Genomic DNA, 15,126 nt, shown 5'->3' on the forward strand with positions numbered 1-15,126 from the left:
TAGACAGCTTCTTCCTTTTTAAATGCCTGTCATTACGTTTGTTAATGTTAAGGATCGCTATTGTCGTTATTCCTTTTGAGGTGCTTTTTGCCTTTGACTTTTTACTTTTGTCTTTCTCAATAATCATCTTACCTTGTGTCCTTTCAGGGCATAAAACAGAATGTATAAGAAGCATGGAACACACAGCCAGTAAGCTTGTTGCGGACCAATAGCATCTTTTAGGAAGCCGTAAGCGGTTGGTATTATGGCGCCGCCCACAATGGCAATAACCAGCAGCGACGAACCTGCTTTGGTGAAACGGCCTAAATCGGTCATAGCAAGGGGCCACAAGGCAGGCCACATCAGCGAGCACCCCAAGGCCATAAATAAAATGAACCAAATAGATATATCCGCCGGGGTGAAGACAACCATGAATGAACCAAAAATGGCCAGGATGGAACAGATCAGCAACGCGTTTGCCTGCGAGATGTATTTCGGGATAAAAATAATCCCGCAGATGTAACCGATCACCATGCCTGCGGGGGCAATCCAGGCGTAAAGTTCGGCATTGGGTAGGCCAATGCTTTCTGCATAGTCCACCAGCGTCCCGAGCGAAACAGTTTCGACGCCCACATAGAGGAACAACGCCAGTACGCCCAGCAGCAAGTGCGGAAATTGCCAGATTGATGTCTTATTTGCAGCATAGGCGCATTCGGCTGCGCTTTCCTCATCCTCGCCAACAGCCTTAACTTCGGGAAGTGGCGAAAAATACGATAAAACACCCAGCAGTAAGAATACGCCGATAATCATGTAAAAGGGGATATTGATATCCTGAAGTTGTACGTCTTCAACACTTTTCCCAATAATCAACGCCAGGAACAATGGCGCTACCGGCCAGGCCAGTTTATTGGCTATGCCCATAAAGCTAATCCTTTTGGCCGCACTCTCCATAGGGCCCAGAATGGTGATGTAGGGGTTGACCGAGGCTTGCAGAAAAGCATTTCCCATTCCCGAAACAAAAGAGGCCAACAAGAATAGCGGCAGACTTTCCGATTTTGCAGAGGGTATAAACAGGTAAAAGCCTGTGGCAAACATCAGAAACGAGAGCATCATGGTGTTTTTGTAGCCGATTTTGCCGATTACCAGTGAAGCCGGATAACCGAAAATCAGAAAGGCAGAGAACGTGGCTGCCAGAATCAGATAGGATTCACCCGAGGACACATGCAGCGAATTTTTCAGCAAGGGGATCAAATAACTATTGATGCCAAGTGCAAAACCGATTGCAAAAAACATTATTCCGATGACTATCATGGGAACCAGGAAGTAGTTTCTTTTTGAATCCATAATATTATAGTTTGAGGTTATGATTTCAACGTTTATTTTGAGGGTGGCGATTGCTGCTTTCAACGTATCTGGGACCGTTTTGTGTCTGATCCGTAAGCATAGCTTTTCCCGGAATGAGGGCAAGATAGTTAAAAAATGTGCGCGGGCACGCTAATAAACGTTAATTTTGTGTGTGCGGACACATTTTTTTGATTGAACCCACTTTTTTTGGAAAAAATATCACTAGTTTTGACAAGTTCTAAATAATAATCTTATCCCGGAGGCGCGGGATTTAAACTGGTAAAATATGGTCAAAACGCTGAATTACATTGAGAAAACGATTGAAAAACTTCCTGTTTATGTGTTGGAAAACAAACAGGAAGGAGCGCGGATTATTGCGGGGATTATAGCCGGTGTAATCAAAGAGAAGCAGGCGCGTGGCGAAATGGCAGTCCTTGGGCTCGCAACAGGTTCGTCTCCGGTAAAAGTTTATCGCGAACTGGTTCGTCTGCACCACGAAGAGGAATTAAGCTTTAAAAATGTAATCACCTTCAACCTCGACGAATATTTCCCGATGAGCCCGGACAGCCATAAAAGCTATGTCCACTTTATGTATAAACACCTGTTCAATCATATTGATATTGATCCTGCCAATGTTCATATTCCGGATGGAACCTTGAAAATTGACCAGGTAGCTGAGTTTTGTAACGCATATGAAGATAAAATCAGGGCTTGTGGCGGGATTGATATTCAATTGCTGGGCATCGGCCGGTCCGGGCATATCGGTTTTAATGAACCAGGGGCCACGGTAAACTCTCAGACACGCTTGGTGAAGCTTGATCCGATTACAATTGCAGATGCGATCAAGGATTTTGGCAGCGAGGAGGCGGTGCCCCACCGCGCAATTACGATGGGGATTGATACCATTTTGAGTGCCCGTAAAATTGTACTGGCCGGATGGGGAAAATCAAAGTCGCCGATTTTGAAGAAGATGATTGAGGGGCCGGTTACTCCGGAGGTGCCTGCATCTTTTCTGCAAATGCACGAGGATGTGACGGTCTATCTGGATGAAGCAGCTACCAGCGAGTTTACCCGCACAAAAGCTCCCTGGTTGGTTGGGGTGTGCGATTGGACGCCTAAAATGGTGAAACGTGCCGTGATCTGGCTGAGCCAAAAATTGGACAAACCCATTCTGAAACTGACGGACGAAGACTATAAACATGCGGGTTTGCGCGATTTATTAGCAAGTTATGGTGGAGCCTATGATTTGAATATTAAGGTGTTCGGGCAAATAAGAGACACCATTACCGGATGGCCGGGCGGCAAGCCGGGTGCTACGGAGAAAACCCGTCCGGAACGGCCTGAACCGGCTGTTAAACGATCGCTGATTTTTAGTCCGCACCCCGATGATGATGTGATTTCGATGGGAGGGACCTTAATCCGTTTGGCAGACCAGGGACACGATGTGCATGTGGCGTACCAAACCTCGGGAAACATTGCTGTATTTGACGACGACGCCATTCGTTTCTCTCAGTTTGCAGTTGACCTTCTCCGAAGCCAAAAGATTGATTGCCAGGAGCTGGGAAACGCAAATGCAGAGTTGAAGGATTTTTTGACAAATAAAAAGCCGGGACAGGTGGACACACCTTATGTGAAAACGGTTAAAGGCTTGATCCGTGCCGGAGAGGCTGCTGCCGGGTGTCGGTTCAGCGGGGTGAAGGAAGAAAATGTACACTTTCTGAATCTCCCCTTTTATGAAACAGGTCAGGTCGAGAAAAGTCCGGCATCGGATGCCGACGTACAAATTATTATTGATTTGTTGCGAAAGATTCAGCCTCACCAGATTTTTGCAGCCGGCGATCTGCAGGATCCGCACGGAACACACGAGGTTTGCCTTCAAATTATTTTTAAAGCTATTCGGTTTATCCGTGCTGCCGGCGATGCCTGGTTGAACGATTGCTATGTTTGGCTGTACCGTGGCGCCTGGCAGGAATGGGACGTGGAAGATATCGAAATGGCGGTGCCCATCAGTCCTTCCGAATTGATGCGTAAACGCAAGGCAATCTTTAAGCACCAATCGCAAAAGGATGAACCTGTGTTTCCGGGTGAAGATAAACGTGAATTCTGGCAACGTGCCGAAGCTCGAAACCGTGAAACGGCAAAAATATACGACCAGCTCGGATTGACGGAATATGAAGCAATTGAAGCTTTTGTGCGTTATCCGTTCGATGATGAGGATTCTTTCCTGAAATAAAAGCCTAACTTTAAAATCGGTACCTAAAAATGAATAAAATGTTGAAATATTTGATCTTGTCCTTTTTGCTGTTGGGTATATTATCCTGCTCCAACCAACCGGCATTGATCTCAAACAGTGAGAGGCTGGCCGACATACAACACATGCTGGAGGTTCAGAAGCAACTTACGGCACGTGCCTCGTTGGACGTGTGGGAGATTTTCAAGCAACCGCTTACGGACAACGAGCGTCAGGCAATGGAGTTTTTGTATGCCTACATGCCGTTGAGCGACCTGGCCGATTATCCGGCTGATTTCTTTTTGGCCAATGTGCGGAAAAGTTTGCAGGCCCGCGATGAAATGGCTTGGGGAAAAGACATTCCCGAAGATGTATTTCTGCATTTTGTGCTACCGGTTCGCATCAATAACGAAAACCTGGATTCGTTTCGCATCGTGATGTACGACGAGATAAAAGCCCGCGTTGAGGGGATGGACATCGAACAGGCTGCGCTGGAGGTAAATCACTGGTGTCACGAAAAGGTAGTTTACCGAGGGACTGACGAGCGTACCAGCGCCCCGTTGAGTACTATCCGGAAAGCTTTCGGGCGTTGCGGCGAAGAATCAACCTTTACGGTTTCGGCGCTTCGTGCCGCCGGCATTCCGGCCCGCCAGGTTTACACGCCGCGGTGGGCACATTCGGATGACAACCATGCCTGGGTTGAGGTTTGGGTGAATGGTGTTTGGAAATTTATGGGCGCCTGCGAACCCGATGCCCGTTTGAATATGGGCTGGTTTACCGAACCTGCCCGTCGCACCTTGCTGGTGCACACCCGGGCGTACGGCAAGTATTTTGGCGACGAAGATGTGGTGGTAAACGAAGACCGCTTTTCGGAGCTCAACCTAACCTCGAATTACGCGCCGGTGAAACGGATTATTGTTGAGGTGAAAGATGCACACGGACAGCCCGTAACGGATGCTAAAGTCGAATTTCAACTGTACAATTATGCCGAGTACTATCCGATTGCCACACAATATACAAACATTGCGGGGCAGGCTTCCATCTCGATGGGGTTGGGGGAAATTGTTGTTTGGGCCAGCCGTGATGAGCAGTTTGCCTTTCAGAAAATATCAATTTCTGACACGGATACGGTAAAGCTAACGTTGGAAAGGCCTGTATTGAACGGACAGTCGTTTGAGTTTGATTTTGTGCCGCCCCATCTGGTGAAAGATACGTTGACGATCACGCAAGCCGAAAAGGAATTGAACGAGCGTCGCCTGACTGTCGAGGATTCTATTCGTAGTTGTTATACCGCTACCTTCAAGGACGAAACCTGGAGCAGGCAACTGGCCGTTGAATTGGGTCTTCCCGAAGAGGACGTTGTCCGGGCCATTCAGCTCAGCTACGGAAACTGGCCCGAACTGGAAACATATTTCCGGGAGAATGCTTCCGAAAAGCATGTCGTGGCTTTGCTGAAAGGAATTTCGGAGAAGGATTTCAGCGATACCAAAGCCTCCATCCTGGCCTCTCATTTGAAAAATACCGAAGATACCGGTCGTTATCCGGACGACATTTTCCTGAAGTATGTACTGGCTCCCCGCGTGCGGAACGAAATGTTGCTGGATTGGCGCCCGGCCATGCAGCATGCTTTTGCCGAATTGAAAAATCAAATTGAAAGTGACCCGCAGGTGCTGACCAATTGGATGAAAGAAAATATCCATTTGGATGAGATTGCCAATAAGCATTCGCGGGCTCCGCTCAGCCCTGCGGCTGTTTACAAATTACGGGTGGCCGACACGCCTTCGCGCAACATCTTTTTTGTGTCGGTTTGTCGCGCGCTGGGCATTGCATCCCGTTTAAATCCGGCAACACTGGAGCCGGAGTTTTATGCCGATGGCGAATGGTTCCGGGCTGCTTTTTCGGAAAGCATCCAGGCCCAGCCTGAAATCGGGAAACTGGTGCTGAAAAATGGTACGAATACTATCGAACCACAATATTATATTCACTTTACGATTGGAAAACTGATCGAAGGAAACTACCGCACGCTGGAATATGACTTTGCTGCAAAAATCAGTGATTTTGAAGTACCGCTGACCTTGGAAACCGGCGATTATTGCCTGGTTACCGGCAATCGGCTGGAGGATGGGACGGTGTTGAGCTCAACTGAGTTTTTCACGGTACACGCTGAACAAACACATGCGCTGACTGTCACCTTACGGCAGTCGGCCAATGTACCGGAGCCAATTGCCAAACTCAACTTTTCCGGATTGCGAATCCTGCAAAATGGCGCAACGGTAACGCTGGAACAACTGGTTGATGGTAAAAGTCTGGTGTTGGCCCTGCTTGATCCCGACAAAGAACCATCGAAACACATTCTGAATGACTTGGCTGATTATGTTTCGCACTTCGAAACCTGGTCAGGTCAGTTTCTGTTTGTGGCTGCCGCAGACCGGCAACAATTGGGTGCAGTGCTCGATTCCTACAGGCTTCCGGCAAACCAATTGCGCGGATTCGACCCTGACGATAACTTGCTGCACGAGTTAATGAACTTGTTTGGCGAAGAGGTGAAAAATAAGTTGCCGCTTGTGCTTTTGACGGATTCGGATGGAAATGTATATCTTTTCTCTTCGGGTTATAAAATAGGTATTGGCGAACAACTGCTGAAAATTATTCCGGTGATGGGGAAAGGGTCCACCGGTTCATGTTCTAAGTCGTAATAACTGTTTGGAGATATGGATTTACTGAACATGTTTATATTCTGTTGTTTTTTAGTTAGATCAGTGTAACGGAGTCGCCACAGGGTGCTTAGGCCCCTGTGGTTTTTTATAGAATCATCTGTGAGGGTTTTGCGCAATCCTCTAATCTTGTGAATGATAACCTAAAACCAATGAATAATATGGAACGAAGAAACTTTATCAAGTACAATGCTTTGGCGGCAGCCGGGATGCTTTCGGCGCCGGTCTGGAGCAGTGCTTTTGCTACGGCAGCTTTCGAAAGTAAAAGACCTCCCGTTGGCAAACGTAATTTTATCAGCAAGGCAGTGGAAGATACGATACTGGAGGTGAAGAAAACCATTGCCAATCCCGAGTTGGCCTGGATGTTTGAGAATTGTTTCCCGAATACCCTGGACACGACGGTTGATTTTTCAACCGAAAATGGCAAGCCGGATACCTTTGTTATCACCGGCGACATTCATGCCATGTGGCTCAGGGATTCGACGGCACAGGTTTGGCCTTATCTCAGTTTGGTGAAAGAAGATGAACGACTGAATCAATTGTTCCTGGGGGTGCTAAACCGGCAAGCTAAATGCATCCTGATCGATCCGTATGCCAATGCCTTTAACAAAGAAGCAGCCGGAAGTGAGTGGGAAACCGACGATACGGACATGAAGCCGGAATTGCACGAACGCAAATGGGAAATCGATTCGCTGTGTTACCCGATCCGCTTACTCTACCATTACTGGAAATCAACAGGTAATGAGGATTGTTTTTCCGAAGACTGGCATATCGTCTTTCGGTCTATTCTTTCAACCTTCATAAAACAACAGCGGAAAGAAAAAAAAGGCGATTATCATTTTACCCGTGTTACTCATAAACCAACCGATACGTTGTGCTGCGGTGGTTACGGAAACCCGGTCAATCCGGTTGGCCTGATCGTTTCATCGTTCCGCCCGTCCGACGATGCAACCATCTTTCCGTTTCTAATTCCCTCGAATTATTTCGCGGTAACTTCGCTCACCCAAATGGCCGAGATTGCTTCGGTTATTTACGGGGATGAAGAGTTGGCCGCTGGGGCCCAAAAACTGGCCGGTGAAGTTACAGAAGCGATTGAAAAATTTGCGTTGGCCGAACGTCCTGATTTTGGAAAAGTGATTGCTTTTGAAGTAGATGGGTTTGGCAACCGCCTGTTTATGGACGATGCCAACATTCCCAGCTTGCTGGCGTTGCCGTATTTGGGAGCCTTGGACGTTTCCGATCCCGTTTATCAAAATACCCGGAGGCTGGTGTTGAGTGATGCCAATCCCTGGTTCTTCAGAGGAAAAGCCGGCGAAGGAATTGGCGGGCCGCATGTGGGGGCCGATATGATTTGGCCCATGAGCATTGTTATGCAGGCTATGACATCCACCAGCGACGACGAAATCGTTCGTTGTGTGCGTATATTGCTGAAAACCCATGCTGGTACCGGGTTCATGCACGAAACCTTCCATAAAGATAATCCGGAAAACTTTACCCGATCATGGTTTGCCTGGGCAAATACCTTGTTTGGCGAATTGATTTTGAAACTGTATCACACCAAACCTGATCTTTTGAAAGAAATCTAGGTCTGAAAAGAATCCGATTTTAATCTTTAAAATATTAAAAATGAATTTAGTACATAGCCGTAAAATCGTATTGTTCCTGATCTTTTGCCTGTTTGTTTCTGTGGTGTGGGCTGGCCCTGTAACCGAGCTAAGCAACAACTGGAAATGTGCCCCAATCGCTCAGGTAAAGGCTTCGGGCGAAAAAGTTTCGCAGCCTGGTTTTAGCCTGAGCAAATGGAAACCTGCTGTGGTTCCGGGTACAGTGCTGACTACCCTGCTCGAAAATAAAGAAGTTCCCGACCCATTCTACGGGATGAACAACGAAAAAATCCAGGATATTTATGAAACCGGTCGCGATCATTATACCTATTGGTTTGTAAACGATTTTCGGAAGAAGGCTGCTTCGGGCGAGCAGGTCTGGCTCCATTTTCGCGGTGTAAATTACAGCTGCGATGTGTTTCTGAACGGTAAAAAAGTGAATGATGAATGGCACTACGGCATGTTTTTGCGCCAGGTGTACAACATCACCGAACTCTTGGCTGCCGATGGTAACAACCGTCTTGCCGTGGTGGTTTACCCGGTCGATCCGGTAGGTAATCCCAACGGCGGACAAGGCGGCGATGGCGTGATTGCCCGCAATGTCTCTCACCAATATGTGGCCGGTTGGGACTGGATTCAACCCATCCGCGACCGCAACACAGGTATTTGGGACAAAGTGACTATTGAAACCACTCAATCCGTTAATCTGCAAAACCCGCATGTGGTTACCAGTGTACCGGGAGTCCGGCTGCCGGGTAAAAATCAGGATCCGGCCATCATCCAAACTTCGGCTGAATTGGTGAATGCAGAAGGGCAGTCAGTTACCGGAAAATTGATTGTTGAAATAGGCGGAAAATCAGTTGAGCTGGAGGTGACACTGGATGCCAACTCAACGAAGGTGGTAAATTTGCCTGAGTTGGTATTTCAAAACCCGAAATTATGGTGGCCCGCTGGTTACGGGGATCAAAACCTGTATTCCCTGACAATGAAATTTATGGTGGACGGAAAGCTTTCCGATGAAGAACAGATTACGGTGGGGATCCGCGAAATACAACGAAAATGGAACGAGCATACGCGGAGCATGCAACTGGCGGTGAACGGGCAAAAAATATTCATCAAAGGCGGAAACTGGATCATTTCGGATGCTATGTTGCGCTTTACTCCAGAACGTTACGATGCCGAAATCCGCTATCACCGCGACATGAACCTGAACCTGATCCGCATTTGGGGCGGGGCACTGCCCGAACGTCCCGAGTTTTACGATGCCTGTAACAAATACGGGCTGCTGGTCATTCAGGATTTCTGGATGTCGGGCGACTGTAACGGCCGCTGGGTGGACCCTAAAAAGAAAGATGACCAATGGACACGCCGCCAGTATCCTGACGATCACAACCTGTTTGTGGAGTCGGCGGCTGATATGGTGAAAATGATCCGTAACAATCCCTCGCTGGCTGTTTGGTGCGGCGGAAATGAAATTGCCCCGCCACAAGACATCTTGGATGCCTTACGCGACTCCGTTTTGGCGAAGTTGGATGGTACGCGCTGGTTTATCAGCTATTCCAACTCCGACAGCATGTCATACAATTTCCTGGGCGGAAATGGCGATGGACCTTACGGCATTCAGCCCGATTCCATTTTCTGGCAACACCGGACCTGGCCGTTCAACTCGGAGGTAGGCTCGGTAGGAGTTGGCGATGCTGTTTCGCTGAGACGCTTTCTTCCTAAGGAAAATGAGGTGGTTCCGGTTGAAAAGCCACATTCCGAAGCCGTTACCGATGACGTGTGGACCTACCATAAATATATTGGCTACGGAAAATCAATTGAGCCATATGGTCAGGCAACCGACATGGAAGACTTTGCCCGCAAAGCGCAGCTGGTGAATTACAACCAGTATCGGGCGCTGATGGAAGGCTTTAGCTCGCACATGTGGGACTGGTACACCGGTAGCATCATCTGGAAAACACAAAATACATGGACAGCCCTGCGCGGACAGATGTACGATTATTACCTCGACCCGAATGCCTGCTTGTATGGACTCCGGAATGGCAGTGAACCCCTGCATGTGATGTGTAATCCGGTGACTAAAATGGTGAGCGTGGTGAATAATGGTTTTACCGAACAAAATGATTTGATGCTGGTAGCCAAAGCGTACGACATGAAAGGTAACGAGAATTTTATAACTCAAGTGATCGTGTATATCAATCCATCCAGCACCAAACCAATCATGTCGGTTGCCGGAAGCCTGAAACAGGCGGGTGGCGACACGGACGGTTCGTTTCTGTTGCTTCAACTGCAAAATCAGAAGCAGGAAGTGTTGTCCGAGAACCTGTATTGGTTTCCCAATGCTGCTGGTGTTTACAGCGGCTTGCAGGCCATGCCTGCCTCAAAATTACAGGTATCGGCCAAAATAGTCGAAAACAACAAAGTTGTGGTAATGCTTAAAAATCCGGAAGATGCGCCGGTCGCTTTCTTTAACCGGTTGGCTGTGGTTGATGCTGAAACCCTGGAGCGTGTGTTGCCCGTTTTTGCCAACGACAACTACGTATCGGTGGTGCCGGGAGCCGAAAAAACAATTGAACTGGAATGCCCGCAGGCGTCCGGCAACAATTGGAAAATATCGGTGGAAGGATGGAACTTTGCCAACCAATATTTCCCGACTAACTAACGTGAAGCGTGGTTGATTCAAAATTCAGACTGCATCACGGGGTTACCGGTGATGCAGTTTTATTTTGGCAATATGCTGAATTTCAGATAACGTTCCAAGGTCGCATGGGAACCCGTGCAACTATTTGGCACGTTTCACCTGGACGGCTGATAAGCCTTTCGGGCCTTTTTCAATCTCAAAGTTTACCAGGTTGCCTTCTTTAATTTCTTCGAGCAACTGGTTGACGTGTACAAAAACACTTTCTTTGGTTTCCAGGTCGCGGATAAAACCAAATCCTTTCGACTCGTTGAAAAATGTCACGGTCCCTTTTCTGATTGGGTCCGGGGCATTTGCCGGGTCAAATTTTGGCACACCAATCTGTATGTCTTCGAGTTTGATCTCTTCTTTTTTGGTGGGATCGGGTGGGGTGGAGCTGATCATGCCATTTTCGTCCACATAGGCAATCATGTCATCCAGGCTGGTTTTCTTGTCGTTGTCTTTACGTTCCAGCCTTTTTTGCTCTTTTTCTTTTCTCTTTTTTTCTTTTTTGTTCCGTACTTCTTTTTTGTTGAATGTTTCTTGTGATCTACCCATAGATGAATTTTATTTATTTTTTATGCTTGAATTAACAACTAATATTCTAAAAATGCATATTTATCCTGCAACATTTTTTTCAATTTGAACAAACTTTTGCTTTTGATCTGTCTCACACGCTCTGTTGACATGTTATGTTCGCAGGCTATGTCGTGAAGAGAATAGGCTGGTGTCCGGCCTAAACCAAACGACATGGTCAAAATGGATGCCTCTCTGGTCGAAAGTTTATTCAGCGCGCGGCTGATGTTTTTCGACAAGGATTCTTCCATTAAATGGTTGTCGGGCGAAGGGATATTTCCCGTTTGTACCAAATCATACAGATTAAAGTCGCTCTCGCCGTTGGGCGAAAGGGGCATGTCGAACGAGATCTGGCGTTTTTTAATATCATTGGCAATTGCCACCTCTTCGTCGGTCAGCTCGAGGTGAGCGGCCAATTCGGCGTTGGTAGGTTCGCGTTCGTATTTTTGTTCCAGGTAGGGAATGGCTTTTGCAATTTTGTTGATGGATGAAAGGCGGTTTATTGGCAGCCTAACAATGCGGGTTTGTTCCGAAATAGCCTGGGTTATCGACTGGCGAATCCACCAAACGGCATACGAAATGAACTTGAACCCGCGTGTTTCATCAAATTTTTGCGCCGCTTTTACCAGTCCCAGGTTGCCTTCGTTTATCAAATCCGGAAAGGAAAGCCCTTGATTTTGATATTGTTTGGCTACTGAAATCACAAAACGTAAATTGGCCAATACCAATTTTTCAAGAGCAGCCTCATCTCCACCCCGGATTCGCACTGACAGCTCAACTTCCTCTTCGGCTGACACCATGGGATATCTGCCAATTTCCTGAAAATAGCGGTTAATGGAGTCATCGGTGCGTTGGGTAATTTGTTTTGAAATTCTAAGCTGCCGCATTGATCTGTATTTATCAGGAGTTTTCTATTGAAACAGTAATCTATTTTTATGTTGCTGCCTGCGGGAGTTCATCCTGCATCCAACAATTGAAATCGAAATACCCATTCCTGCGTGATGAACCGGGAACGGGTATCTATTTGGCAACCGGCTGAAAAGCAGGCTTTAGTGAGTTAGACTGCCGGTTTTACATTCACGGCAACCACACCTTTGGAGCCCTGTTGGGTTTCAAAAACAACTTCCTGGTCGTTTTGAAGCCTGACAGTTGAGTTGGACAGTCCGGAACGGTGTACAAAAATGTCGTCACCGTGTTCCGGAACAATGAAACCAAATCCTTTGATTTCATCGTACCATTTTATTTTTCCTTTTTGCATGATGATGAATCTAATATTGTTTTCTTGGCTTTGCCTCGTTAACAACCATTTTCCGGTTTTCCAGAGTGGCTCCGTTCAGTTCGTTTACTGCCTTGTTGGCTTCTGTTTGGTCATCCATAATAATGAAACCAAATCCTTTGCTTCTTCCGCTGAAATTATCGGTAACCACTTTTGATGAATTAACCGTTCCATACTCTTCAAAAATTTCTTTCAGCTCGTCTTCGTTTACCTTGAAATCAAGGTTTCCTACATAAATGTTCATGTTGTGTAATTTAAAATTGAAACTTTCTGGATAACATGATTCGCTTGTGCGACCCGCATTGTTTAGGTTTGCTTGTGTTTCCTGCAAAAGCGAGTGAAAATAAAAACAGGCAGCAGACGAAAAAATCAGTGATCCGAAAATAAAGAATTCAAAAAAAAGAGCCGTGATGAACTAATGAAGCGCAGGAAATTAGTAAATAAAAGCGCAAATTCTCAAATCTGAATTTCGCACAAAGATACGCTTTAATTATCAGATAATTACTACGAAAAGAAATTATCCTTCAATTAATGACAAATGAGGCGCAATTGCCGGTTAATTGACGTGGGCAATAGGCAGGAGGTGTTGAATGGCTGGAAATTGTCTGATGAAAACTTTGTTGAGCTATATGATAAAAAAAACCGCCCGGATAGACGGACGGTTTTCGGATTTTATCGGGTATGGTTTTTATTTGATGGCTACCTGGCGTTTGAAATCCATTTCCAGTGAAATGAATGTTTCGGTACGCGCAATGCCTTCAATTTCCTGTAGGTCTTCGTCAATCAGTTTTTTCAGGTGCTTGTTGGTTTTAGTTTGAATTTTGATGAAGATCGCGTATTGGCCGGTTGTGTAATGGCACTCCACAATCTCGGGGATGGTGCGCAATGCTTCGGCCACTTTGGTGTGGTATTTGGCTTTTTCCAGGTAAATGCCCATGTAGGCGCAGGTGTTGTAGCCCAGTTTTGACGGGTTTACAATAAATTCACTGCCCGATACAACCCCTAAGTTTAACAACCGCTGCACACGCTGGTGAATGGCTGCCCCGGATACGCCACACTCCCTGGCAACTTCCAGAAACGGAATACGGGCATTTTTGGTAATAAGCCGGAGGATTTTCTCGTCAAGCTCATCAATTTGTGGCAGGGGTTCAATATAGTCTTGGTTCATCATATCAGTTAAAAGTTATCTTTTTAGAAATCGAAATGTAAATGTACTAAAAAATGACATTTATTAATAATAGTAATTTGAAAACACCTCATTTGTAACAAATCGAAAGTATTTGCCTTTGATTTGGTAAAATAGTACTTCCGATTTCGGGCAGCAAATGTATGACAAATTTTTATATTTCTCAATGATATCCGGGGGTCTTGCTAAAATTATATCAGTTAGTTGCTAGTCAGTATGTTGCTGTGCCTGGTGATGGATAAATTCGGTGATATCATTCCCGCTGGGATTTTGGTACACGCGCAGGCCAAATTCGGGAATGATTGCCAATATATGATCGAAAATATCAGCCTGGATGCCTTCGTAGTTGGCCCAGCGCTGGTCTTTGCTGAATACGTATATTTCGAGGGGAATGCCTTTTTCGGTGGGTTGAAGGTGCCGCACCAAAAAGGTCATTTCCTGGTGGATGTTGGGATTTTGTTTCAGGTAGGCTTGCAGGTAGTACCTGAAGATGCCGAGGTTGGTTTGGCGACGTCCGTTGTAAATATCGCCTTCAGCAAGCTGCAGTTTTTGGTTGAAGTCGCTGATTTCCTTCTCTTTTTGGGCAATGTAATCTTTTAGCAGGTGAAAGTGGCTCAGTTTCTCCAGCAGAGGTTGGTCTGCAAACCGAACGCTTTTCATGTCGATGCTGATGGATCGTTTGATGCGGCGGCCACCCGACTCTTCCATGCCCGCCCAGTTGTTAAACGACTCCGAAACCAAGGCGTAAGTGGGGATGGTGGTGATGGTTTTGTCCCAGTTTTGAACCTTCACGGTCGTCAGCGAAATGTCGATCACGGTGCCGTCGGCCCGGTGCGAAGGCATCTCGATCCAGTCGCCGGGCTTTAGCATGTTGTTGGCCGACAGTTGGATACTGGCCACAAAGCCGAGAATAGAATCTTTAAAAACCAACAGCAGCACGGCGGCCATGGCGCCAAGTCCGGCGAAAAGCCCCAGCGGAGATTTGTTGATCAGGATGGAGATTACAAAGATGGTGGCCAGGAAAATGATCAGGATTTGCACCAGCTGCACATAGCCTTTAATGGGGCGGGTGGCCGCATAGGGCGTGGTCTGGTAAATATCGTTGACCGCGTTGGCCGTGCGCACGAGCGCTAGCGTGAAGATGATCACAAAATAAATACGCACCAGGCCGTTCAGTATAATAGAGATGAATACGACGCCGCTGAAATCGTACATTTTATAGATGATGAAGGCCGATGAAAGGTGGGCGAGGGCGCTGAATACTTTTCTTTTAATCAGGAAGTCGTCCCACTCCGTTTTCGTTTTTTCCAGCAGGCGATGTATAACCTTGATCAGGATGGCCCGCGTAATTATTTGTGCCAGGATTGCCAGAATGAACAGGGCAATCAGCATGATCGAGATGGATGTTATCTCTGCCCAACTGGCCGAAAAATTCAATTGCTGAAATAAATCAATGAAATAGTCCTTTAAATGAGTCATCTTGCTTATTTGTTTCTTTGATGATTTTGTGTTTACTTTTATGTTTTAAAAATAATAA

11 protein-coding genes are annotated in these 15,126 nt (G+C 46.6%); 4 read left to right on the top strand and 7 right to left on the bottom strand.

What is annotated here, in order from left to right:
- Window positions 1–123 precede the first annotated feature (123 nt).
- The gene (gene gluP / locus N2K84_RS01665; RefSeq protein WP_282590021.1) at window positions 124–1,323 is read right to left on the bottom strand and encodes a glucose/galactose MFS transporter; all 1,200 of its coding nucleotides are present in this window, start codon (window positions 1,321–1,323) and stop codon (window positions 124–126) included.
- A gap of 286 nt (window positions 1,324–1,609) precedes the next feature.
- Between gluP and nagB the strand changes: the two genes are divergently transcribed.
- The 4 genes from nagB to N2K84_RS01685 all read left to right on the top strand — a co-directional run bounded on the left by nagB (window position 1,610) and on the right by N2K84_RS01685 (window position 10,536).
- Complete coding sequence (gene nagB / locus N2K84_RS01670; protein WP_282590022.1) at window positions 1,610–3,556, top strand: glucosamine-6-phosphate deaminase; 1,947 nt, start codon at window positions 1,610–1,612, stop codon at window positions 3,554–3,556.
- Between the two features lie 38 nt (window positions 3,557–3,594).
- Complete coding sequence (locus tag N2K84_RS01675; RefSeq protein WP_282590023.1) at window positions 3,595–6,249, top strand: transglutaminase-like domain-containing protein; 2,655 nt, start codon at window positions 3,595–3,597, stop codon at window positions 6,247–6,249.
- Window positions 6,250–6,428: 179 nt separating this feature from the next.
- On the top strand, window positions 6,429–7,853 hold the full coding sequence (locus tag N2K84_RS01680) for a glycoside hydrolase family 125 protein (protein WP_282590024.1): 1,425 nt from the start codon (window positions 6,429–6,431) through the stop codon (window positions 7,851–7,853).
- Between the two features lie 40 nt (window positions 7,854–7,893).
- A complete protein-coding gene (locus N2K84_RS01685; protein ID WP_282590025.1) occupies window positions 7,894–10,536 on the top strand; it encodes a glycoside hydrolase family 2 protein in 2,643 nt (880 codons plus the stop codon).
- Between the two features lie 120 nt (window positions 10,537–10,656).
- Here the strand turns inward: N2K84_RS01685 and N2K84_RS01690 are convergent, their stop codons facing one another.
- The 6 genes from N2K84_RS01690 to N2K84_RS01715 form a co-directional block, all read right to left on the bottom strand.
- Complete coding sequence (locus N2K84_RS01690) at window positions 10,657–11,109, bottom strand: cold-shock protein (RefSeq protein ID WP_282590026.1); 453 nt, start codon at window positions 11,107–11,109, stop codon at window positions 10,657–10,659.
- A 38-nt stretch (window positions 11,110–11,147) separates the two neighbouring features.
- Complete coding sequence (locus tag N2K84_RS01695; RefSeq protein ID WP_282590027.1) at window positions 11,148–12,014, bottom strand: sigma-70 family RNA polymerase sigma factor; 867 nt, start codon at window positions 12,012–12,014, stop codon at window positions 11,148–11,150.
- A gap of 170 nt (window positions 12,015–12,184) precedes the next feature.
- A complete protein-coding gene (locus N2K84_RS01700; protein WP_345894124.1) occupies window positions 12,185–12,385 on the bottom strand; it encodes a cold-shock protein in 201 nt (66 codons plus the stop codon).
- Window positions 12,386–12,395: 10 nt separating this feature from the next.
- Complete coding sequence (locus N2K84_RS01705; RefSeq protein WP_282590028.1) at window positions 12,396–12,647, bottom strand: RNA-binding regulator; 252 nt, start codon at window positions 12,645–12,647, stop codon at window positions 12,396–12,398.
- A gap of 444 nt (window positions 12,648–13,091) precedes the next feature.
- A complete protein-coding gene (locus N2K84_RS01710; protein ID WP_282590029.1) occupies window positions 13,092–13,574 on the bottom strand; it encodes an Lrp/AsnC family transcriptional regulator in 483 nt (160 codons plus the stop codon).
- 222 nt (window positions 13,575–13,796) lie between these two features.
- Complete coding sequence (locus N2K84_RS01715; RefSeq protein WP_282590030.1) at window positions 13,797–15,068, bottom strand: mechanosensitive ion channel family protein; 1,272 nt, start codon at window positions 15,066–15,068, stop codon at window positions 13,797–13,799.
- Window positions 15,069–15,126 lie beyond the last annotated feature (58 nt).

Source organism: Gaoshiqia sediminis, from assembly GCF_025907915.1.
GTDB classification, from domain to species: Bacteria; Bacteroidota; Bacteroidia; order Bacteroidales; family Prolixibacteraceae; genus Gaoshiqia; species Gaoshiqia sediminis.

Coding starts and splice junctions, on each gene's coding strand:
- gluP (WP_282590021.1), bottom strand. CDS start 1,323: ATGGATTCAAAAAGAAACTACTTCCTGGTTCCCATGATAGTCATCGGA.
- nagB (WP_282590022.1), top strand. CDS start 1,610: ATGGTCAAAACGCTGAATTACATTGAGAAAACGATTGAAAAACTTCCT.
- N2K84_RS01675 (WP_282590023.1), top strand. CDS start 3,595: ATGTTGAAATATTTGATCTTGTCCTTTTTGCTGTTGGGTATATTATCC.
- N2K84_RS01680 (WP_282590024.1), top strand. CDS start 6,429: ATGGAACGAAGAAACTTTATCAAGTACAATGCTTTGGCGGCAGCCGGG.
- N2K84_RS01685 (WP_282590025.1), top strand. CDS start 7,894: ATGAATTTAGTACATAGCCGTAAAATCGTATTGTTCCTGATCTTTTGC.
- N2K84_RS01690 (WP_282590026.1), bottom strand. CDS start 11,109: ATGGGTAGATCACAAGAAACATTCAACAAAAAAGAAGTACGGAACAAA.
- N2K84_RS01695 (WP_282590027.1), bottom strand. CDS start 12,014: ATGCGGCAGCTTAGAATTTCAAAACAAATTACCCAACGCACCGATGAC.
- N2K84_RS01700 (WP_345894124.1), bottom strand. CDS start 12,385: ATGCAAAAAGGAAAAATAAAATGGTACGATGAAATCAAAGGATTTGGT.
- N2K84_RS01705 (WP_282590028.1), bottom strand. CDS start 12,647: ATGAACATTTATGTAGGAAACCTTGATTTCAAGGTAAACGAAGACGAG.
- N2K84_RS01710 (WP_282590029.1), bottom strand. CDS start 13,574: ATGATGAACCAAGACTATATTGAACCCCTGCCACAAATTGATGAGCTT.
- N2K84_RS01715 (WP_282590030.1), bottom strand. CDS start 15,068: ATGACTCATTTAAAGGACTATTTCATTGATTTATTTCAGCAATTGAAT.